Origin of the sequence: Pseudomonas sp. lyk4-R2A-8, assembly GCF_030209095.1 — a bacterium.
In the GTDB taxonomy this organism is placed as follows: Bacteria; Pseudomonadota; Gammaproteobacteria; order Pseudomonadales; family Pseudomonadaceae; genus Aquipseudomonas; species Aquipseudomonas quebecensis.
In genome coordinates this window covers 138594-160386 of sequence record NZ_JARVSS010000008.1, presented here as the reverse complement: position 1 = coordinate 160386, position 21793 = coordinate 138594, and the positions used below count along the sequence as shown (strand labels likewise).

Sequence of the window (21793 nt, the reverse complement as noted above, 5' to 3'; positions counted from 1 at the left end):
GGTCTATCCAGGTTGGAGGACCCTGGCTCGGTACTGGTTCAAACTGGTTGGCCCAGGCACCGATACGTTATCCGGGCGTTACGGCGGGCTGCTCCGGACCCTGCAGGTGCTGCTGTTGCCATTCGCGCGGGCTGGTGCCGATCTTGCGCCGGAACGCACGGGCCAACGCCGAGGGGCTTTCATAGCCGACTTCATCGGCGATCAGCGCAATGGGGCGCCCCTCGCGCAGGCGCTTCTGGGCCAGGCTCACACGCCAGCTCAGCACATAATCGGCAGGCGTCTGGCCCACCACTTTATGAAAATGCGCGGCGAAACTGGCGCGTGACATATTCGATTGCACCGCCATTTCCTGCACGGTCCATGCACGTTCCGGGTGGTTGTGCAGCAGCGTCATCGCCCGTGCCAGGCGCAGGTCGGCCAGCCCCGACATCATTCCGGTGGTCATGCTGTGATAGGCCATCATGTGGCGCAGGAACTGGATCACCATCAGCTCGAACAGGCGGTTCATCACGGCCTCGCGTCCGCAGTGTTCGGCGAAGGCTTCGCTGAACAGCCAGTCGAGTGTGCCGGCAATCATCGGGATGTCCTTGAGGGGCATGCTGATCGAATCGGTCAGCGCTACCGACAGCGGGTTGTCCAGCCCACCATCGAAACGCAGCGAAGCGGCCACCACCTCGGGGCGGTCCGCTTTGGTAGCCACCAGCCGATGGGGCAGGGCCCGTGGTATCAGGATCAGGCTTGGCTCGTCCACGCGCTGTACACCGGCGGGCATTTCCAGGCAGGCCCGGCCTTCCTTGAGCAGGTAAACCCGTCCGCGTTGGTGTGCCTGCGTGCCTTCCAAGGCATCAAGCAGTGGCCCGCTATGAAAGGTATCGGCGCCGATGCCGAAGTGAACGAGCAAGGTGGATAAACGATCCATGGGTCACCTGACGAAGTGGAAGAATGTCTTTAGACGATCTGCATGATATCGTCGACTATTAGCCTCCGTTTGTAAAATGCCTTCCGGCATCATGGCCTCACGTTCAACGCCTTGAGCGCCATCCCTAAAGGAGCAAATAGCCATGAAACTCTTCACGTTCTCCCGCGTTGCCGCCGCCCTGTTCTCTGGCGCACTGACATTGGGTGTAGCCACTGCAGGCTTCGCCGCCCCGCAGAAAGCCACCGTGGTTCTGGTGCACGGCGCTTTCGCCGACGCCTCCAGCTGGAATGGCGTGATCGCCGGGCTCAAGGCCGAAGGCTATCCGGTCATCGCCGTGGCCAACCCACTGCGCAGTGTGAAGACCGATTCGGACTATGTCGCCGATATCGTTGAACATACTCAAGGGCCGGTCATCCTGGTGGGGCACTCCTATGGCGGTTCGGTAATCTCCAATGCCGTGCACGGCAGCAACAAGGTCAAGGCCCTGGTATACGTCGCCGCCTTCGCCCCGGAGAAGGGCGAGACAGCCTTTGAACTGTCCGGTCGTTACCCAGGCGGCACCCTCGGCCCGACCCTGGACAAGCCGGTGGTATCCAAGGACGGCGTGACCGACCTGTATATTCAGCAAGACAAATTCAACAGCCAGTTCGCCGCCGATGTGTCGCCACGCGAAGCTCAGCTGATGGCGGCCGGGCAACGTCCGATCACCGAGGCTGCGCTGAAAGAACCGTCGGGTGACCCGGCCTGGAAGACCGTGCCGTCCTATTTCATCTACGGCTCGGCGGACAAAAACATTCCCGAGGCTGCGCTCACTTTCATGGCCAACCGCGCGGGCTCGAAGGAAACCGTCGAGATCAAGGGCGCCTCCCACGTGGTGATGGTCTCCAACCCGGCGCGAGTGGTGGCGATCATCAACGATGCGGCGAAGGCGAACGCTCAGTAACCGCGCAAGGTGAGCAATCTGCAAGTGGCCAGCGAGCGAGCTGCCTGGCCACGCTCACCGCGCTCGGCGTTGAATAAATTCGGGATCTAAGTGATTGTTGCGCTGAAGAAACGTTTCACCCAGCGATAAATGGACGACGCAAGCGCTTGCGTAAGCAAATGTATCTGATTAGAGTCGGTGGCAATCGGCTCCGATTCAAAAAGGGCTGAACGACAAAAATAATAAAACCAGGAGCTCAGCCATGAGCCTTGAACCCTTGCTTGAGATGCAGGGCATCAGCAAGACCTTCAATGGTCTGCGCGTGCTCAAGAATGTCGGCCTGAAGGTTTACCCCGGCGAAATCCACGCGTTGATGGGGGAAAACGGCGCCGGCAAATCCACCCTGATGAAAATCCTCTCCGGCGCTTACCAGGCCGACCCCGGCGGAGAAATCCGCATTGGCGGCCAGCCCGTCGCGACCTTTACACCCGCTACCGCCAAAGCCCTCGGCATCGCCGTGATCTACCAGGAACTGAGCCTGTGCCCGAACCTGAGCGTGGCCGAGAATATTTACCTGGGCCGCGAACTGCGGCGTGGCTGGACCATCGATCGCAAAGGCATGCAGGACGGCTGCGTCGAGGTGCTGCAACGCCTGGGCGCCGAGTTCACTCCGGCCACACGGGTCAGCAGCCTGTCGATCGCCGAGCGCCAACTAGTGGAAATCGCCCGCGCCTTGCATGCCCACGCCAAGATCCTGGTGATGGACGAACCCACCACGCCGCTGTCGTCCCGCGAGACTGATCGCCTGTTCGCGCTGATCAAACACTTGCGCGGCCAGGGCCTGGCGATTATCTACATCAGCCACCGCATGGCCGAGATCTACGAGCTGTCGGACCGCGTATCGGTGCTGCGCGACGGCCAGTACATCGGCGAATTGACTCGCGAGGGGCTGTCGGCCGAGGTGCTGGTGAAAATGATGGTGGGGCGCGACCTGTCGGGCTTCTACAAAAAGGACCACGCCGCGTACGACCCCGGCGCCGTGGTCATGCGCGTGCGCGACATGGCCGACGGCAAACGCGTGCGAAGGTGCAGTTTCGACCTGCACGCCGGTGAAGTGCTGGGCATCGCCGGGCTGGTGGGGGCAGGGCGCACTGAGCTGGCGCGGCTGATCTTCGCCGCTAATCCGCGCACCAGTGGCACCCTGGAAGTGGTGGGCAAGACCGTCACAGCATTGCGCACCCCGGCCGATGCGATCCGCGCCGGCGTGGTGTACCTCACCGAAGACCGCAAGGCCCAGGGCCTGTTCCTGGACATGAGCGTGGCCGACAACATTAACGTCTGCGCGTGTGTACCGGATGCCCGTGCCGGGGGCGTTCTTGACCGGGCGCACGCCGCGCAACGCTCGAATGACGCGATCAAGTCGCTGTCGATCCGCGTGGCGTCGGGCAAGGTCAATGTCGGCGCGTTGTCCGGAGGCAATCAGCAGAAGGTATTGCTGGCGCGCCTGCTGGAGGTCAAGCCTCATGTGCTGATCCTCGACGAACCCACGCGCGGCGTGGATATCGGTTCCAAGTCCGAGATCTACCGCATCATCAATCAGTTGGCGCTGGCCGGAGTGGGCATTGTGGTGATTTCCAGCGAGCTGCCGGAAATCATCGGCACCTGCGACCGCGTGCTGATCATGCGCGAAGGCCAATTGGTGGCCGAAGTCGGCGGGGCTTCCGGCCACGCTATTTCCCAGGAACGTATTATCGACCTCGCCACCGGTGGCGATCAGGTGGCTGCCCATGGCTGACTCAAACAACACAATGACACTCCCCACGCCGGGCAGGGCCGAACGGGCCCGCGAGCTGATGCGCACGGTCGGCATGTTGCCCGTGCTGGTCCTGCTGCTGGTGGGCTTCGCCCTGGCCAGTGAAAACTTCCTGACGATGCAGAACCTGTCGATCATCACGCAGCAGGCCTCGGTAAACGTGGTGCTGGCGGCGGGCATGACCTTTGTGATTCTCACCGCCGGTATCGACCTGTCGGTGGGCGCGATCCTGGCGGCGTCGGCGGTGGTGGCGCTGCAGGCATCGATGTCGCCGCAGTTCGGTATGTTCGGGATCGCCGCCGGTATCGGCTTCGGCCTGTTGCTCGGTCTGGTCAATGGCGGCCTGATCGCCTTCATGCGCCTGCCGCCGTTTATCGTCACCCTCGGTGCGCTCACTGCCATGCGCGGCCTGGCGCGGCTATTGGCGGACGACAAGACCGTGTTCAATCCTGACCTGCCGTTTGCGTTTATCGGCAACGACTCGATACTCGGTGTGCCGTGGCTGGTGGTGATTGCGGTGGCCGTGGTGGCCCTGTCGTGGTTCATCCTGCGGCGCACGGTGATGGGCGTGCAGATCTATTCGGTGGGCGGTAACCCGGAAGCGGCGCGGCTGTCGGGGATCAAGGTGTGGAAGGTGTTGCTGTTCGTCTATGCCATGTCCGGCGCGTTGGCCGGGCTGGGCGCGGTGATGAGCGCTTCACGCCTGTTTGCCGCCAATGGCCTGCAACTCGGGCAGTCCTACGAGCTGGATGCGATTGCCGCGGTGATCCTCGGCGGCACCAGCTTTACCGGCGGCGTCGGCACCATCGGTGGCACGTTGATCGGCGCGCTGATCATCGCCGTGCTCACCAACGGCCTGGTGCTGCTGGGGGTGTCGGATATCTGGCAATACATCATCAAAGGCATCGTGATCATTGGCGCGGTGGCGCTGGACCGTTATCGCCAGTCCGGCGCACGGACCTGAATGACCTTCTACAACAATCACAAGAGAGAAGCGCATGAACTTTAAACGTATCGTTCCCGTCATCGCCCTGGCTGCCCTGATGTCCCAGGCCGTACAGGCCCGTGAACTCAAAGCGGTGGGCATCAGCATGGGCTCGCTGGGCAATCCGTATTTCGTGACCCTGGCCGACGGTGCCACCGCGAGGGCCAAGGCGTTGAATCCCAACGTTAAGGTCACCTCGGTGTCCGCCGACTACGACTTGAGCAAACAGTTTTCCCAGATCGACAACTTCATTTCGTCCAAGGTCGACCTCATCCTGCTCAACGCCGTCGACCCATCGGCCATGGCCTCGGCCATCAAGAAAGCCCGCGACGCCGGTATCGTCGTAGTCGCCGTGGATGTGGACGCCAAAGGCGTGAACGCCACCGTGCAGACCGACAACGTCGAAGCCGGCAAGCTGGCCTGCCAATACCTGGTGGACAAGCTCTCGGGCAAAGGCAATGTGATTATCCAGAACGGCCCGCAGGTCACCGCCGTGACCGACCGCGTCAAGGGCTGCAAGACTGCGCTGGCGGCTGCGCCGGACATCAAGGTGCTGTCCGACGATCAGGACGGCAAAGGCTCGCGCGAAGGCGGCCTGAATGTGATGCAGGGTTACCTCACCCGCTTCCCCAAAATCGACGGCCTGTTTGCGATCAACGATCCGCAAGCCATCGGCAGCGACCTGGCGGCCAGGCAGCTCAAGCGCAGCGGCATCATCATCACCTCCGTCGACGGCGCGCCGGATATCGAGAACGCGTTGAAGACCGACACCCAGATCCAGGCCTCCGCCAGCCAGGACCCGTGGGCCATGGCCCAGACCGCCGTGGACGTAGGCAATGCCATTCTCAATGACAACGCACCGGCCGACGCGGTGACGTTGCTCACGCCGAAACTGATCACCCGTGACAATGTCGGCACCTACAGCGGCTGGTCGAGCAAACACTGAGTTCGCCGGAGGAAGCGTGCCATGGTCACCATGGACGATGTGGCAAGCCGCGCCGGGGTGTCGACTTCAACCGTGTCCCATGTGGTGAACGGCACCCGTAAAGTCAGCGAGGCGACGGTGCTGGCGGTGCAGCGCGCGATCCAGGATCTGGGTTATATCCCCAACACCCTGGCGCGCTCGCTGGCCCGCTCCAGCACCAGCACCATTGGCGTGGCGATTTCGGCGCTGTCCAATCACTACTTCAGCGAAACCGTGCACGCGATTGAAGCCGAGTGCGCCAAGCACGGCTACATGATGCTGTTTGTCGACACCCACGATGACCCGGAACAAGAGTTGCGGGTCGTGACCGCGCTGCATCATCGGCGGGTCGACGGTATTGTGCTGGCGCCGTCGAATGGGTCCCTGGCCCTGGAATACCTGCGTGCCAACGAGATTCCGGCGGTGCTGGTGGATCGGATGATGAGCGCGCAGTTCGACCAGGTCGGGGTGGAAAACGCGCGGTCCACGCAAACCCTGATCGAACACCTGATAAGCCACGGTCACCGCCGTATCGGCTTTATCGCCGGGCGCGCGGGGTTCAGTACCACGGATGAGCGGGTGGCCGGGTACATGGCGGCGTTGCAGGCGGCGGGGTTGGCCTTTGATCCGCAGTTGTTGGTCAACGGCGGTTCCAGTACGGAACCTGCTCGTCAGGCCACGGTGCAACTGTTGGGCCTGGCGTCGCCACCGACGGCGATCATGGCCGGTAATAACTTGATGACCCTGGGCGCCATGCACGCTCTGCGTGATGCGCACCTGGAGGTCCCGGCGCAGATGGCATTGGTGGGGTTTGATGATTTTGACTGGGCGGACTTTTTCGTGCCGCGATTAACCCTGATCGCCCAGCCCGTGCAGGCATTGGGCGCCCAGGCGGTCAACCTGCTGCTGCAACGCATGGCGTCGCCCGCCGCGCCCACTCAGTGCGCGCGTCTGGCACCGACCCTGCGACTGCGCAATTCCTGTGGCTGTCACTGATTGGAATCACATACATATGAACAGTCCGGTTTCCCTCGGCATCGATCTGGGCACTTCTGAACTCAAGGCCATCCTGATGGACCTCGACGGCAACGTACTGGCCCATGCCGGTGTGCGTTTGAGCGTGTCGCGCCGGCAGAGTGGCTGGTCCGAGCAGGCCCCGCAGGATTGGTGGCAGGCCTGCGTGCAGGCGCTGACCCAACTGCGCGGCCATCCGGCGTATGCCCAGGTGACCTGTATCGGCCTGTCCGGGCAGATGCATGGCGCGGTGCTGTTGGGTGCGGACGACCAGGTGCTGTATCCGGCAATCCTGTGGGATGACTCCCGTGCCGTGGCCGAGGCAGAACGCCTGGGCGCCGAGTTTGCCGATGTCACCGGCAGCCTGCCGATGGCCGGGCTTACCGCGCCGAAGTTAGTGTGGCTGCAAGAGCACGAGCCCGAGGTGTTCAAGGCCATTGATTGTGTGTTGTCGCCCAAGGACTACCTGCGCTTGCGCCTGACCGGCGAACGCATCAGCGAGATGTCCGATGCCGCCGGCACACTGTGGCTGGATGTCGCCCGGCGCGAGTGGTTCACGCCAATGCTGCGCGCTACAGGCCTGGCGCCGTGGCAGATGCCCCGCCTGGTAGAGGGCGGGGCGGCGAGTGCACGGTTGACTGCGATGGACCTGGGGCTGTCGCCCGACGTGGTGATTGCCGGCGGTGGCGGCGATAACCCGGTGGCGGCGGTGGGCATCGGTGCCATTCACGCCGGTGACGGGTTCATTACTCTGGGCACCAGCGCGGCCATCGTCGCGATCACCGATCACGCCGCCGGCAACCCGGCCAGCGCGGTGCATAGCTTCTGCCATGCGCTGCCGGATCGCTGGTACACCATGGGCGCCATGCTCGCCGGCGCCAGTTGCCTGCGCTGGGTTACGCGGCTGCTGGGCATGCCCGACGAGCAGGCCTTGCTGGATCAGGTGCAGGCACACTTGCCGATGGGCCAGGTGGTGCCGCTGTGCACGCCGTTATTCCTGCCGTACCTGGCCGGTGAACGCACGCCCCACAACGACCCCCTGTTACGCGGCGGCTTTATGGGCCTGGGCCATGACTGCACGCCGGCGATGCTCGGTTATGCGGTGATGGAAGGCGTCGGCTTCGGCCTGCTGGATGCGCTGCATGCCGTGCAATCGGCCGGCGCCCAGGTCGGCGCCTGCGCGTTGGTAGGCGGCGGCGCGCGCAGCGAGTATTGGGCGCAGTTGCTGGCCAATATCCTGCAACGGGAGATCTACACGTTGCACGGCAGCGAACTGAGCGCCTGCATCGGCGCAGCGAAACTGGGGTTTATGGCGGTGGGCGAGGGCGCAGCCTTGCTGGCGGCAGGTATGCCGATCAAGGCGCGCTACTTGCCGGATGCGACGCAGCGGGCGGTGCTGGATGAGCGTTATCGGCGGTTTCAGGGACTCTTGGAGGCGGCGAAAGGCTTGCGGGCCTGAGCAATCAGAGCTTGCCGTCCAGAAAGCTGATCAGTCCCGACTTTGTGATAGCGCCGATTTTCGTGCCTACTACATGACCGCCACTGAACAGCATCAGCGTAGGCATGCTATCTATGCCATATGTTTGCGGCGTGGCTGGATTCTCGTCGACATTGAGTGTGGCAACCTGCAACCGATCTGCGTATTCCTCGGCGATCTGTTCGATAGACACCGCAAGCATTTTGCACGGGCCGCACCATTCGGCCCAGAAGTCGACCAGTACAGGTTTGGTGCTGTGGATAACGTCGTCCTCGAACGAATCGTCAGTGATGGCTTTGATCTGACTCATAAATGCCTCCTGTGGTCTTTGAACAGCATCAGCGTGGGCACCTCGTGCACCCCGTACCGGGCCGGTGTGACGCAATGGTCGTCGACATTCAGCGTCACAATGGTCAAGCGGCCCAGGTAATCCTCAGCCATTTGTTCGAGGTAGGACAGATGGCCACAGCTATTGTTCCAGTAATACACCAACACCGGGCCTAGGGCCTGCAACACCTGCCGATCAAAATTGGCATCGCTGACTTCTTTGATAAGTGAGCGCGTCATGGGCAACCCTCCGACCACAGCACCGACGCTAACGCAACGAGGCGCTGAAGGCACCTGTGAAAAATGACAGGGTGTTAGATCGATTGGCGATAGCCCAAGGCGGTGCCTGTATGAGCGGGCTTGCGCCGCACTGGGCCGCGAGGCGGCCCGCGATCAAACTGCGGCGCAGTGTCAGACCGAATGGGGACAGCCGGTTCCAGGGCTGCTTGTGCAGCCCGGCGCGGGGCAAGCCCGCTCACCACAAAACAGTATTAGCCGTTGACGAAGTGCAACAGCATCAGTGCGTGCCCTGATAGATAAGTTTGTCCGGGTTGAAGTGTTCGACCACGCTGCCCGGTTGCGGCAAGCCCAGGATGTGGCCCTTGATCTTGCCCACCACATGCATTTCACAAGGCTTGCAGTCGAATTTCAGGGTCAGTACTTCGTCGCCGTGGATCAACTGCATCGGCGCCACCTTGGTCTTCACGCCCGTGACACCCTTGGCCTGTTTCGGGCACAGGTTGAACGAGAAACGCAGGCAGTGCTTGGTGATCATCACCGGCACTTCGCCGGTTTCTTCGTGGGCCTCAAAGGCCGCATCGATCAACTTCACCCCGTGACGATGGTAAAAGTCGCGGGCTTTCTGGTTGTAGACGTTGGCCAGGAACGACAGGTGCGCTTCCGGATAGACCGGCGGCGGCGTGGTTTCAGCCTTGCGCCCGCCACGCGGATGAGCCGCGACACGGGCAGCGGTCAGCGCTTCGATCACTTCGCGGCGCAGGGCCTTGAGCTGTGAGTTGGGGATGAAGAATGCCTGCGGCGCATCCAGCTCGATGGCGGTAGCGTGATATTCGGTGGTGCCCAATTGGCCGAGCAGATCGCGCAAGGTATCCAGCGCCTGTTCCGGCTTGTTGGCCACGCCGAACGGGCCGGGCAGGGTAACGCTGGCACTGATGCCTTCTTCGCTGATTGCGGTGACTACCAACTGCTCTTCACGCAGGCGCGCGACCCACGACAGGCCGATACGGCGCTCGGCCGAGGTCTTGAGCAAAGCCTGTTGCCAGTTATGGTCGAGGTTGCGGTTCAGTGGATGGTTCGGGCGCAGCTGGTGCAGGCCGGCCGGCATTTCATTCGGCTCGACGCGATAGCGGTAGCGCTTCTGGCCGTCTTCCTCGAATTCGCCCTTGGGCTCGGCGATGTTGGCGCGAAACCCCACGACCTCTCGCTTGACCAGCACGTTCAGGCCATCGCCGTTGGACAGCGGCTCATGGGTGACCACTTGCAGGTCGCGCTTACCGGCCTTTTCCACCACACCCACCGGCAGGCCGGTGAAGGTCGGGGTGTCGAAGGCGCCGATATCGATCTTGCGGTCGCTGACGAAATAGTCGGTGCTGCCACGGTGGAAGGTTTTTTCCGGGTCCGGCACGAAGAAATGTGCGGTGCGACCGCTGGAGGCGCGAGCCAGGTCCGGGCGATCTTCGAGAATCTCGTCCAGGCGCTGGCGGTAATAGGCGGTGATGTTCTTCACATAGCCCATGTCTTTGTAGCGGCCCTCGATCTTGAACGAACGCACACCGGCTTCGACCAGCGCGCGCAGGTTGGCGCTCTGGTTGTTGTCTTTCATCGACAGCAGGTGCTTTTCAAAGGCAACCACCCGGCCCTGGTCGTCTTTCAAGGTATACGGCAGACGGCAGGCCTGGGAGCAATCACCACGGTTGGCGCTGCGGCCGTTCTGCGCATGGGAAATATTGCACTGCCCGGAAAATGCCACGCACAACGCGCCATGGATAAAGAACTCGACGGCGGCCTCGGTCTCGTTGGCGATGGTGCGGATTTCCTGCAGGTTCAGTTCGCGCGCCAATACCAACTGGGAGAATCCGGCCTGGTCGAGGAACTTGGCGCGGGCCAGCGTGCGGATATCGGTCTGGGTGCTGGCGTGCAGCTCGATGGGCGGGATATCCAGCTCCATCACGCCCAGGTCCTGCACGATCAGCGCATCGACGCCGGCATCGTAGAGCTGGTGGATCAGCTTGCGCGCCGGTTCCAGCTCGTTGTCATGCAGGATTGTGTTGATGGTGGTGAACACGCGGGCGTGGTAACGACGGGCGAACTCGACCAGTTGAGCGATATCGCTGACGTCGTTGCACGCGTTATGGCGGGCGCCGAAGCTTGGGCCGCCAATATAAATGGCGTCGGCGCCGTGCAGGATAGCCTCGCGCGCAATGGCGACATCGCGGGCAGGGCTGAGCAATTCCAGGTGGTGCTTGGGCAAGGACATAGTTTTTTTAGTCAGGCTTGTCACGGTTGAGGCGCGCATTGTAGCCGTGAAATGCCTGCCCGGCATCACTTCACGCCTTGGCTGCCATTGCGGTGACTTCCACGCGCATGCCTTCCACCGCCAGCGCGGCCACGCCAACCGCCGCGCGCACGGGCCATGGCTTGGCGAAGAAGCGTTTGTACACTTCGTTGAAGGCTGCGCGATCGGCCATGTCCGTCAGATAAATGGTCAGGTGCATCACGCGATCCATGGAACTGCCGGCCTTTTCCAGAGCGACTTTCAGCGCTTGCAGCGTGCACTCGCTTTGCAGGGTGATATCCCCCAGTTCCAGGCTGCCGTCGGCGCGGGTCGGGATCTGGGTCGATACCAGGATGCCGTTGAAGCCGACAACGTCGGAAGAAATGGACTCGGCGTCCGGGTCGGGGGTGTAGGACAGATCGTGGTTGGCCATGGGCGCCTCTCGTTGGCAAAAAACACAAAGGCGCCATGGTCCTCGAAATCCACCCCTGGGGCAAACCCAGGCTCAGTGCCAGCGGCGGAACAGCACGCTGGCATTCACGCCGCCAAAGCCGAAGCCATTGGACAACGCGTACTCGATCGGCATGGGCCGGGCCTCACCGCGCAGCAAGCGCATGCCCTCGGCCAGTTCGTCCGGGGTGTCCAGGTTAAGGGTGACCGGAGCGATCTGGTCGCGCAGGGCGAGCACTGTGAAAATCGCTTCGATGCCTCCGGCAGCGCCGAGCAAGTGACCGGTGGCGGATTTGGTCGAGCTGATGGCCAGATTGCTATCGGCGCCGAACACACGTCTGATCGCGGCCAGTTCGCCTTTGTCGCCCACCGGCGTCGAGGTGGCGTGGGCGTTCAGGTACTGCACCTGGGAGGCATCGACGCCGGCCTGGCGCAGTGCCTGGGTCATGGCACGGCGCGCGCCGTCGCCGTCTTCCGGGCCGGCGGTCATGTGATAGGCGTCGGCACTGGTGCCATAACCGACCAACTCGGCAATCGGTTGCGCACCTCGCGCCAGAGCGTGCTGCAGCTCTTCGATCACCAGGATGCCCGCGCCTTCGCCCATCACGAAGCCATCGCGGGCCTGATCGAAGGGCCGCGAGGCGAGCGCCGGGTCGTCGTTGAAAGCGCTGGACAAGGCCCGCGCCGCCGCGAACCCGGCCAGGCTGACGCGATGGATGGCGGCTTCGGCCCCACCACACACGGCCACGTCGACTTCACCGGCGCGGATCATCCGCGCGGCGTCGCCAATCGCTTGCACGCCCGCCGCGCAGGCAGTCACCGGCGCCCCCAGTGGGCCTTTCAAGCCATAGTTGATCGAGACGTGCCCGGCGGCCATGTTGCTCAGGAATGACGGAATGGTGAACGGTGACAATCGCCGCGGCCCCTTGCTGTCGGTGGTGCGTACCGCGTCGGCGATCGCCGGAAAACCGCCGACGCCCGAGGCGATGATGGTGGCGGTGCGTTCCTGTTGTTCGGCGTTGGCGGGGGCCCAGCCGGCCTGCTGCAACGCTTCATCGGCGGCGGCGAGGGCGAACAGGATGAAACGGTCCATTTTGCGCTGTTCCTTGGCCGCCAGCAGACGATCAGGGTCGAAACCGGCCTGCGGATCCTGCGCCAGGGTTTGTACCTGGCCGCCGATACTGATCGCCAGGTCACCGATCAATGCCTGCGGTAGATGACGGATGCCGGATTGTCCGGCCAGCAGGCGCCGCCAGGTCGGCTCGACGCCACAGGCCAGCGGCGTCAGCGCGCCCATGCCGGTCACAACGATACGTTTATTCATGCTTAATCGACTCCAGGTGTGTTGGGGAATGCAGACCCTGTGGACGTTACTATCATCATGAAAGTAACATGGCATCCTGCAACTTTGCACCGCTCTTACAGGAAAACCCATGCAACGCACGTCTCTTACCAGCGATGAATGCCCGATAGCCCGTAGCCTCGACCAGGTCGGGGAGTGGTGGAGCATCTTGATCATGCGCGACGCCTTGCACGGTCTGCGGCGCTTCGACGAATTTTCCCGCAGCCTGGGCATCGCGCCGAACATGTTGACCCGTCGTCTCAATGCACTGGTGGAGGCGGGCATGCTTGAGCGCAGGCCTTACAGCGAACGCCCGCCGCGTTATGAATACGTACCCACGGCCAAGGGCGAGGACTTTCGCGTGGTGCTGCTGTCCTTGGTGGCTTGGGGCAACCGGCATTACGCCCAGGAGGGCGCCAGCGTGGAGATTGTGGAGCGCGACACGGCGCGGCCATTGGTGCCGATGATGGTCGATGCCGTCAACGGCCGGGTGGTGCCCTGGGACGCCTGCACCTTGCAGGCCGGCCCGGCGGCCAGCCCCGGTATGCGCCAGCGCATGGGGGCGATGGTGCATCCCGATACGTCGGGTGCCGAGGGTAGTTAAGCCCGACTTTTCGCGTTTTTTTGACGCCAGAAAATAAAAATTAAAGCCGCGTAAAGTCGCGAATTGCGCCGCCGATAGCTACTTTAGAAGCAGGTTCTCCGCACGGCAGAGGGTTCGTCATGTTCAATAACGCATTAAAAACAGAACTGGCGGCCAGGAAGGCCGAAGTCACCGCATACAAAGGGCTGAACGCAGCGTTGGAGCGCTCCATGGCGGTGGTCGAATTCGACCTGAACGGCAAGGTGCTGCGGGCCAACGATAACTTCCTGAAAACCATGGGCTACAGCGCCGATCAGTTGGCCAGCAAATCTCATCGCGACTTCTGTTTACCTTCACTGACCAGCAGCCCGGCCTACAGCGAGTTCTGGGCGGACCTGCGCGCCGGCAAGTTCGTCTCCGGCACCTTCAAACGGGTGAATGCCAGCGGCAAGACTGTCTGGCTGGAGGCCAGCTACAACCCGGTGCTGGACGAGCGTGGTCAGCCGGTCAAAGTGGTCAAGTACGCCTTGGACGTCACCAGCAAAGTCGAGCAGGAGGCTGCGACCCGCAGCAAACTGTCGGCACTGGACCGCGCCATGGCGGTGATCGAATTCGATCTGGGCGGCCACGTACTCGATGCCAACCCCAATTTCCTGAATGTCATGGGCTACTCGCTGGCCGAACTCAAGGGCAAGCATCACCGCATGTTCTGCGAACCGAGCCTGGTCAACAGTAGCGAGTACGCCGACTTCTGGCGTCGCTTGAACAACGGCGAATTCTTCACCGGGCAATTCAAGCGCATCGGCAAACATGGTCGTCCGGTGTGGTTGGAAGCCAGCTACAACCCGGTGTATGACGTTGATGGCACGCTGCTCAAAATCGTCAAATTTGCGAGTGACATCACCGAACGCGTGGAGAAATTCGAAGAGGACTCCCGTGGTGCCTCGCGGGCCTACCATATCTCATCGGAAACCGAACGTTTCGCTGAGCACGGCACCCAGGTTATCCACGACACCGCCACGGAAATGCGCCGGATTGCTGAAAACATCGGGGCGTCCGCGCGGCTGGTGGGGCAACTGGGCGATCGGTCGGAGCAGATTACCGCCATCGTCAACACCATCCGCGGCATAGCCGACCAGACCAACCTGCTGGCACTCAACGCTGCCATCGAAGCGGCCCGCGCCGGTGACCAGGGCCGCGGCTTTGCGGTCGTGGCCGACGAGGTTCGCCAATTGGCCGGCCGCACCAGCCGCTCCACGGCGGAAATCGCCGAGATGATCGGCATGATCCTGTCGGAAACCCGTGACGCAGTGAGCAGCATGAATGCCACTCAGGAAGGCGCGCAGCGTGGCGTCAACCTGGCGGATCAGGCAGGCTCGGTGATCCTGCAGATACGCACCAGCACCAGCGATGCGGTGCAGGCGGTGAGTATGTTTGCGTCGAAGCTGGATGAGTCCGAGGTCATTCCGAAAACAGCGGTGGGCTGGGTCGGATAACCCGCGACAGGTTGATGTTGTAGGAGGGGGCGGCGGCTGCCCCCTCGATCCACGCGATGATTACTCTTTTACGTCCATGAATTCTTTGGCCCAGGCCACGTAGCTTTCAGGCAGCGTGTAGGTGTGGGTCAACTCGGTGGCGCTCAGGTTGGAGGTGCTGTGGGTCAGCTGGCGTTGGGCGCGCAGGCTGTCGTACGTGGCTTTGATCGCCGCGAAGTAAGCCCCATGACCAGCCACTATCACGCGTACGCCGAGGTCCGCCAGACGCTGCGCGTCGTTGAGCTGAGGGTTGCCGTACGTCACCAGCATCAATGGAATGGTGAGATTTTCCGCGATCTTTTCCAGGTGCTCGAAATCGCTGACGCCGACCATGCAGATGCCATCGGCACCGGCCTTCTGGTAGGCGCGGGTGCGTTCGATCACCGCATCGGTTGGCAATACGCCGGCATTGGTGCGAGCAATGATCGACAGTTCCGGGTCAACCCGCGCTTCCAGCGCAGCGCGGACTTTACCGATGCCTTCGTCAATCGAAATCAAGTCCGTGGACTTGCGCCCGAATTGCGCCGGCAGCAACGTATCTTCGATGGTCAGCGCAGCGACGCCGGCGCGTTCCAGCTCTTCGACGGTACGCATCACATTGAGCGCGTTGCCGTAGCCGTGGTCGGCATCGGCGATAAAAGGCAACTGCGCGACGCGGCCGATGCGGGTGGCCTGCTCAACGAACTCACTCAGCGTAATCAAGGCAAAATCGGGAGCCGCCAACACCTGCAATGAGGCCACCGACCCCCCCAGAATGCCGACCTCAAAGCCCAGGTCGGCGGCGATCCTTGCCGACATTGGATCAAACACGGAGGCGGTTTCAACGCACGCGGGCGTCGCCAGCAATTCACGGAAATGACGGCGCAGGGCTGAGTGAGACTTTTTTGGCATGATCTTTCCTGGTTGGGGCCATTGTCGACATACGATCAATGCCTATTGGTAGATGTGTGAGATTACCATGTAGGAAAACGGAGGATTATGACGTTTGAGAATGGGGTATGCGCGCCGCACATAAGTGCAGTGGCACGAGCGGAGTGGCGTTGCGTCACGGCAGCCACGTGGCCTCGGCGACGCGCACGAAGTTCTCGCCGAATATGGCGTTGATTTCCGCATTCTTGTAGCCAAGGCGCTCAAGCTCACGCGCGATATCCGGCAGCGCTTCGGGCTGTAATTGATCCTGACCGCTGATCCCGCCGTAAAAAGCATCTGGCCACCACGTCTCCTCGCTGACGCCCACTGGCAGGTCAATGGCACCTCGGACGAGTTCGGTATCCAGGCCCAGGCCGATATGCGCGGTTCCCACCAACGCCGCCAGGTAGTCGATCTGGCGCACGAAAGAGCGCGCCGAGGCCTGTGGATCACCCAGGAACAGCCCCAGCCCCGTCAGGCCGATGACGCCACCCGAGCCGGCGCAGGCGAGGATTTGTTCATCGTCAATGGTGCGAGGATGGTCGAAGAGTGCCTTGACGTTGGTGTGGGAGAAGACCACGGGGCGATTCGAACACTCGATGATCTCCAGGCTGGAACGCTTGCCGGCATGTGAGCAGTCCATCACCACACCAGCTTTATGTATCGCCGCCACCACCTCGCGTCCCACCCTGGACAACCCGATATCCGCGCCATGGCAGCCTCCGGCGCAGGCATTGTCGCGGTTGTAAGCCAGCAGAATCTGCCGGACCCCCAGCGCGGCGAACAACTCGACCATCGCAGGGTCCTGGAGCAGCATGCTGGAACCTTCGAGGTCGAACGAAATGGCCAATTTGCCTTGGTCGCGGGCGCTGCGGATGTCGGCAAGCGTGTGTGCGAGCACCAATACGTCGCCATGCCGCGACACCCAGCTCCTGAACCCGGCAATTACCCGCATCACGGTGTCCAGTGGCGTCATGTCCATGCCCACGTTTACCGAGACATGGTGAAACCCCGCTTGCCGATAGCGCAGCAACGCCGACATGTCCTGGTTTGCCAGAAGCGGAAGACACGCATGCGCCTCCCATCTGATCGCCGATGGGGCAGGGGATTCTGATGCGCTTGCAGGAAGATTCATGCGGTCACCCCAGTGTCGGTTTGCAGGCAGTGTACAACCGCCTTTGTATGAACATGTATCCAGCCCACCGATGGATACAAAAGCGCTGACAAACACCCGCTGCGTGACACATTCCCGATACCCGCCGCGCCCACAGTAATGACCACCCCATCATTGCTCAAGAGGGCAACACCATGCGCCACCCACTGTTGATGACCGCCGCTGCATTGATCGTTTCGCTGAGCGGCTTGGCTCATGCCGCCGATGCGCACTCTACAACCCCGGCTCAGAGCTGGCAGCAAGGGCTGAGCCGCACAGACCTGGTACACCAGGACCTGGGGGCCGACCAGCGTGAGGTGATCCAGGCGCGCGTCGATTTCGAACCGGGTGTGACCTCACCCAGGCATGCGCATCCCGGTGTGGAAATCGCCTATGTGATCAGCGGCACATTCGAATACCGTCTCGAAGGCCAGCAGCCGGTCACGCTTATGGCGGGCGATTCGCTGTTCATTCCTGCCGGTGTGGCACATATCGCCAGGAACGTCGGTCGGGAACGCGGCTCGGAGCTGGCAACCTATGTCGTCAAGAAGGGCGAGCCGCTGTTGATTCTCAAGAAGTGATTCGGTCCGGCCTGGCTGTCAGGAGTAAATGCAACAGGTGACGTAGTCGGGCTTTATCCGAGGCAACTCAATGGTCTCGATAAGGCCCGTGGCTATTGCCTCCTGAGGATTGAGAATGCGAGGCGCGGCAATCAGGTATTTTTCCGTTTCCATCTGCTCCTTGGCATTGGCGGTTCGCTCGGCAACGATTTTCGCGTACAGCTGCAGGTCATAGTCCAGACTCATCGCATATTCCGACATGCGCGAATGATCGACCGCACCTTGCAGGTGCCAGTGGAAAGGGTGGAAGAGAAACTTGCTATGGACGCAGGCGGTCCGGCGCTGCCCGGCGAGGAAGACGATATTGCCCATGGATTCGACAGTACCCATGTTATGGGTATGCACTGCTATAGGCAGAGATATCAGGAAGTTATACATGGTGAAGCCGTAACTGCATTCTCCACCCATGGTGGCGATATTTACCAAGAGACAGCTCGCATCTTTCTGCACGGCTAAAGAGGCTTTTTCAATCAGTTGGCCGCAGGTGGAGGCGTTGATCGGGCCGGTGAAGTTAATAACATGCGTAGTCATACCTTGCCACCTTTTTAATTGCTAGTGATAAGACTCGGCAATATAAACAATCAGCGTTCAGTTGGCGCGCAACAACAGTAACGCTCAAGAACTGCGTTCACACACCGGCAGCATTCTGGATTCTCTTATATTCGTTTCAGCCTGGGCTGGAGTTTGCAGACGCTCATAACAACCGCGCACCGATTCTTCACGTTTGGCGGGATCGGTTTGTTGTCGTTCAACGTTCGGCTGGGCCGCAGTGGGCACCGCCGGATGCAAATGCGGGTTGATTAATGTTTCCGGTTGCGCCTCGGCAGGTTTGAGGCGCTGCAGCTCGTCTTGCCGCGAATCGGTAGCCGCGTTCATGACGGTTCCTCGGTGGGGAGAATGAAAGGGGGCAGCCAGGCTGCCCCCCAGCGCTGTGTCACGAAGACTGGCGGCCACCGCCGTGGCTGCTCTGACCGCCTTTGCGGCCGGCTTCGGACGCTTTCTCACGATCATTGGCGAAGTTACCGCCCGAGTTCTGGCCGCCTTTTTTGCCGGCTTCGGCAGCCTTCTCGCGATCGTTGGCGAAGTTGCCTGGGTTTTTATTACCTGTAGTCATGATAGCTCTCCTGTATCAAATAACTTTCGGTTTAATTGCCCATTGCTGTAACGGACATATATTCCGATAACCTCGAAGCGCCAAATGCTCTAAAAATTTCAAAGTGTCCCGATGAGTGGTTAATGGCTCGATAAAACTTGTACAAATATCGAATTGTTAAGCCGCTTCGTATAACTTTCCTGGCCGGATGATGGCCATTTAATAGATGTTATCCACTGCTTCAGTGCGCCAGCATGTTGTGGTGAATGCTGTTCATGATCCATAGCGAAAGCCCCACCAGCAGAACAATGATGATCACCGAAAAGATCAGCGCAATAAGGTTCCAGCGCTGTTCCTGAGCTGTATCCAGGTGCAGGAAATACTTGAGATGGGCAAAGACCTGTACCACGCCCAGCGCGACTACCGCCCATGCGGTTACGTGGCGGGGCAGTGACGGGTACATCACCAGAGCGAAGGGAATGACGGTCAGGACCACCGAGACGATGAACCCGATCATGTACGACCGGCTACTGCCATGGCTGGTGCCGGCGCTGCTGTGAATCTGACTTTGTTTGTACATGTCACACCACTCCCAGCAGATAAACGACGGTAAATACGCAGATCCACACCACATCGAGGAAGTGCCAGAACAGGCTCAGGCAACTCAGGCGTGTGGTGTTGGTGCTGGTCAGCCCGCGCTGCCAGACCTGGGCCATCAGTACGGCCATCCAGACCAGACCGGTCAGGACGTGCGCACCGTGAGTGCCGACCAGCGTAAAGAACGCCGTCAGGAACCCGCTGCGATTCGGCCCATAGCCTTGTGCGATCAGGTGATGGAACTCGTTGATCTCCATACCGATGAACCCGCAGCCCAGCACGAAGGTCACCGCCAGCCATCGCAGCACGTGCGCGGGGTCGTTGCGGTTCATGGCCAGCATGGCGTAGCCATAGGTGATGCTGCTTACCAGCAGCAAGGCCGTTTCAGCGAGCACATAGGGCAGTTCAAAAATATCCACCGTGGAAGGGCCGCCCGCGACGCTGTCGCGCAGTACCGCGTAGCCCGCGAACAGCGTCGCAAACAGGATGCAGTCGGTCATCAGGTAGATCCAGAAGCCGAAGACACTCAGCGAGCCGGCGTCCTCGTGCCCTTGCTCATGGTTATGAGCAATGTCTTTTTCGATCACGATGTTGGACATGATCAAGCCTCCGCCAAGTCTTTGAGACGCGCTTTCTCGATACGCGCCACTTCTTCGGCCGGCACGAAATAATCGATGTCATCGTCATAGCTGCGCACAATCACCGCGACGATCGACGCAACCAGCCCGACGATCGCCATCCACCAGATATGCCACACCAGGGCGAAGCTGCAGATCAGGGCAAATACGCTGATCACCAGGCCCGACGAGGTGTTGCGCGGCATGTGGATGCTGCGGTAGTCGGTGTGTTTGAGCGTGCTCACGGCGCGTTCTTTCATGCCCCAGTACGCATCCAGGTCGTCGACCTTGGGCTGTTCGGCAAAGTTATAGAACGGAGGAGGGGAGGCAGTGGCCCATTCCAGCGTGCGGGCGTCCCAGGGGTCGCCGGAGAGGTCGCGGTAGGCGTGGCGGTTGCGAATGCTCACATACAGTTGCAGTGCCTGCGCCGCCACGCCGCAGAGGATGATGCCCACGCCGACCAATTCCAGCATCAGCCAGGGGCGCCATTCGGGGTTGTTGAAGTGGTTGAGCCGGCGCGTCATGCCCATGAAACCCAGCACATAGGACGGCATGAACGCGAAGTAGAAACCGGTCAGCCAGCACCAGAAGGCGATGCGTCCGAGCCTGTCGTTGAGCCTGAAGCCAAAGGCCTTGGGGAACCAGTACGTCAGGCCGGCCATGTAGCCGAACACCGCGCCGCCGATGATCACGTTATGGAAGTGCGCGATCAGGAACAGGCTGTTATGCAGCAGGAAGTCGGCACCGGGCACCGCCAGCAATACACCGGTCATCCCGCCGATGCTGAACGTGACGATGAACCCGAGCGTCCACAGCATCGGCGTTTCGAAGCGCACGCGCCCGCGATACATAGTGAACAGCCAGGTGAAAATCTTTACCCCGGTCGGCACGGCGATGATCATCGTCATGATGCCGAAGAACGCATTGACGTTCGCTCCCGCGCCCATGGTGAAGAAATGGTGCAGCCAGACGATGAATGACAGGATCGTGATCGCAATCGTCGCCCACACCAGCGAGGCATAGCCGAACAGCCGCTTGCTGCTGAAGGTGGCGGCGATTTCCGAGAAAATCCCGAACGCAGGCAGGATGAGGATGTACACCTCCGGGTGGCCCCACGCCCAGATCAGGTTCACGTACATCATCGGGTTGCCGCCGGCCTCGTTGGTGAAAAAGTGCATGTCGAGGTAGCGGTCCAGGGAGAGCATGAACAGGGTCGCGGTGAGGATCGGGAAGGCGGCCAGGATCAGGATCGAGGTACACAGCGCGGTCCAGGTGAATACCGGCATCTTGAACAGGCTCATGCCTTCGGTGCGCATTTTGAGGATGGTCACGAAGAAGTTCAGCCCGGTCAGCAGCGTGCCGATCCCCGATATCTGCAGTGACCATATGTAGTAATCGACGCCGACCCCGGGGCTGTAGGCGAGCCCGGACAAGGGTGGGTAGGCGACCCAGCCGGTGCGGGCGAATTCGCCCACGCCCAGCGAAATGTTGACCAGCGCCGCGCCAACCACGAACAGCCAGAAGCTCAGCGCATTGAGAAACGGGTACGCCACATCGCGCGCGCCGATCTGCAGCGGCACGACGATGTTCATCAGGCCGACCACGAACGGCATTGCCATGAAGAAAATCATGATCACGCCGTGCGCGGTGAAGATCTGGTCATAGTGGTCCGGCGGCAGGTAGCCGGGGCCGCCGCTCGCGGCCATGGCCTGCTGGGTGCGCATCATGATGGCATCGGAGAAACCGCGCAGCAGCATCACCAGGGCCACGATGATGTACATGCAGCCGATCTTCTTGTGATCCACCGAGGTGAACCATTCGCGCCACAGGTAGCCCCACTTGCGCTTCCAGGTGATCGAGCCGACCAGTGCCAGGCCGATCAGGCCGACGACGGCCAGGGTGTACATGACGATGGGTTCGGTGGTGGGAATGGCGTCCCATGACAGTTTTCCAAACAT

At 61.3% G+C, this 21793-nt stretch carries 21 protein-coding genes and 2 pseudogenes; 9 read left to right on the top strand and 14 right to left on the bottom strand.

Annotation, left to right across the window (positions count from 1 at the left end):
• Nucleotides 1-67 precede the first annotated feature (67 nt).
• A complete protein-coding gene (locus tag QRN10_RS09085; RefSeq protein WP_285428233.1) occupies nt 68-919 on the bottom strand; it encodes an AraC family transcriptional regulator in 852 nt (283 codons plus the stop codon).
• A 142-nt stretch (nt 920-1061) separates the two neighbouring features.
• Here QRN10_RS09085 and QRN10_RS09080 point away from each other — a divergent pair, with 142 nt between their 5' ends.
• The 6 genes and pseudogenes from QRN10_RS09080 to xylB all read left to right on the top strand — a co-directional run bounded on the left by QRN10_RS09080 (nt 1062) and on the right by xylB (nt 8076).
• Entirely contained in the window at nt 1062-1862 is an 801-nt protein-coding gene (locus QRN10_RS09080) for an alpha/beta fold hydrolase (RefSeq protein ID WP_253507605.1), read from the top strand.
• A gap of 241 nt (nt 1863-2103) precedes the next feature.
• On the top strand, nt 2104-3636 hold the full coding sequence (locus QRN10_RS09075) for a sugar ABC transporter ATP-binding protein (RefSeq protein WP_285428232.1): 1533 nt from the start codon (nt 2104-2106) through the stop codon (nt 3634-3636).
• Nucleotides 3637-3649: 13 nt separating this feature from the next.
• The gene (locus QRN10_RS09070) at nt 3650-4618 is read left to right on the top strand and encodes an ABC transporter permease subunit (protein ID WP_253511844.1); all 969 of its coding nucleotides are present in this window, start codon (nt 3650-3652) and stop codon (nt 4616-4618) included.
• A 34-nt stretch (nt 4619-4652) separates the two neighbouring features.
• Nucleotides 4653-5585: an ABC transporter substrate-binding protein gene (locus tag QRN10_RS09065; RefSeq protein ID WP_181079465.1), complete on the top strand. Its 933-nt coding sequence runs from the start codon at nt 4653-4655 to the stop codon at nt 5583-5585.
• Nucleotides 5586-5603: 18 nt separating this feature from the next.
• Nucleotides 5604-6599, top strand: a pseudogene (locus QRN10_RS09060) (LacI family DNA-binding transcriptional regulator); the annotation flags it as partial.
• Nucleotides 6600-6615: 16 nt separating this feature from the next.
• Entirely contained in the window at nt 6616-8076 is a 1461-nt protein-coding gene (gene xylB / locus QRN10_RS09055) for a xylulokinase (protein ID WP_253507613.1), read from the top strand.
• 4 nt (nt 8077-8080) lie between these two features.
• Here the strand turns inward: xylB and trxA are convergent, their stop codons facing one another.
• The 5 genes from trxA to fabF all read right to left on the bottom strand — a co-directional run bounded on the left by trxA (nt 8081) and on the right by fabF (nt 12710).
• Nucleotides 8081-8404 (bottom strand): thioredoxin, encoded by a 324-nt coding sequence (trxA, locus tag QRN10_RS09050; protein ID WP_253507616.1) that lies wholly within the window; start codon nt 8402-8404, stop codon nt 8081-8083.
• Nucleotides 8401-8661 (bottom strand): thioredoxin family protein, encoded by a 261-nt coding sequence (locus tag QRN10_RS09045; protein WP_253507619.1) that lies wholly within the window; start codon nt 8659-8661, stop codon nt 8401-8403. The genes trxA and QRN10_RS09045 overlap by 4 nt, the downstream gene beginning before the upstream one ends.
• Before the next feature lie 277 nt (nt 8662-8938).
• Nucleotides 8939-10918: a peptidase U32 family protein gene (locus QRN10_RS09040; RefSeq protein WP_285428231.1), complete on the bottom strand. Its 1980-nt coding sequence runs from the start codon at nt 10916-10918 to the stop codon at nt 8939-8941.
• 70 nt (nt 10919-10988) lie between these two features.
• Nucleotides 10989-11369, bottom strand: a complete 381-nt coding sequence (locus tag QRN10_RS09035) for a RidA family protein (protein ID WP_034097850.1) — start codon at nt 11367-11369, stop codon at nt 10989-10991.
• Between the two features lie 72 nt (nt 11370-11441).
• A complete protein-coding gene (gene fabF / locus QRN10_RS09030) occupies nt 11442-12710 on the bottom strand; it encodes a beta-ketoacyl-ACP synthase II (protein WP_285428230.1) in 1269 nt (422 codons plus the stop codon).
• Between the two features lie 109 nt (nt 12711-12819).
• On the opposite strand from fabF, the gene QRN10_RS09025 reads away from it, so the two are divergent.
• Both QRN10_RS09025 and QRN10_RS09020 read left to right on the top strand, forming a co-directional pair.
• On the top strand, nt 12820-13332 hold the full coding sequence (locus QRN10_RS09025; protein WP_285428229.1) for a winged helix-turn-helix transcriptional regulator: 513 nt from the start codon (nt 12820-12822) through the stop codon (nt 13330-13332).
• A gap of 119 nt (nt 13333-13451) precedes the next feature.
• Complete coding sequence (locus QRN10_RS09020; protein WP_181079457.1) at nt 13452-14807, top strand: methyl-accepting chemotaxis protein; 1356 nt, start codon at nt 13452-13454, stop codon at nt 14805-14807.
• A 60-nt stretch (nt 14808-14867) separates the two neighbouring features.
• Here the strand turns inward: QRN10_RS09020 and QRN10_RS09015 are convergent, their stop codons facing one another.
• Nucleotides 14868-15737 carry an oxaloacetate decarboxylase gene (locus QRN10_RS09015; protein ID WP_285428228.1) on the bottom strand — a complete coding sequence of 290 codons (870 nt, stop codon included), beginning with the start codon at nt 15735-15737 and terminating at the stop codon, nt 14868-14870.
• Between the two features lie 154 nt (nt 15738-15891).
• A complete protein-coding gene (locus tag QRN10_RS09010; RefSeq protein ID WP_350310264.1) occupies nt 15892-16797 on the bottom strand; it encodes a membrane dipeptidase in 906 nt (301 codons plus the stop codon).
• 266 nt (nt 16798-17063) lie between these two features.
• Here QRN10_RS09010 and QRN10_RS09005 point away from each other — a divergent pair, with 266 nt between their 5' ends.
• The gene (locus tag QRN10_RS09005; RefSeq protein WP_181079454.1) at nt 17064-17489 is read left to right on the top strand and encodes a cupin domain-containing protein; all 426 of its coding nucleotides are present in this window, start codon (nt 17064-17066) and stop codon (nt 17487-17489) included.
• 18 nt (nt 17490-17507) lie between these two features.
• On the opposite strand, the gene QRN10_RS09000 is transcribed toward QRN10_RS09005, so the two are convergent.
• The 6 genes and pseudogenes from QRN10_RS09000 to cyoB form a co-directional block, all read right to left on the bottom strand.
• A complete protein-coding gene (locus QRN10_RS09000; protein WP_253507634.1) occupies nt 17508-18059 on the bottom strand; it encodes an ATP-dependent Clp protease proteolytic subunit in 552 nt (183 codons plus the stop codon).
• A gap of 84 nt (nt 18060-18143) precedes the next feature.
• Nucleotides 18144-18404 (bottom strand): hypothetical protein, encoded by a 261-nt coding sequence (locus QRN10_RS08995; RefSeq protein WP_285428226.1) that lies wholly within the window; start codon nt 18402-18404, stop codon nt 18144-18146.
• A 58-nt stretch (nt 18405-18462) separates the two neighbouring features.
• Nucleotides 18463-18633, bottom strand: a pseudogene (locus QRN10_RS08990) (con-10 family general stress protein); the annotation flags it as partial.
• Between the two features lie 229 nt (nt 18634-18862).
• On the bottom strand, nt 18863-19201 hold the full coding sequence (gene cyoD, locus QRN10_RS08985; RefSeq protein WP_094065694.1) for a cytochrome o ubiquinol oxidase subunit IV: 339 nt from the start codon (nt 19199-19201) through the stop codon (nt 18863-18865).
• A gap of 1 nt (nt 19202) precedes the next feature.
• Nucleotides 19203-19817 (bottom strand): cytochrome o ubiquinol oxidase subunit III, encoded by a 615-nt coding sequence (gene cyoC, locus QRN10_RS08980; protein ID WP_181079451.1) that lies wholly within the window; start codon nt 19815-19817, stop codon nt 19203-19205.
• A 2-nt stretch (nt 19818-19819) separates the two neighbouring features.
• Nucleotides 19820-21793 (bottom strand): cytochrome o ubiquinol oxidase subunit I, encoded by a 1974-nt coding sequence (gene cyoB / locus QRN10_RS08975; protein WP_181079450.1) that lies wholly within the window; start codon nt 21791-21793, stop codon nt 19820-19822.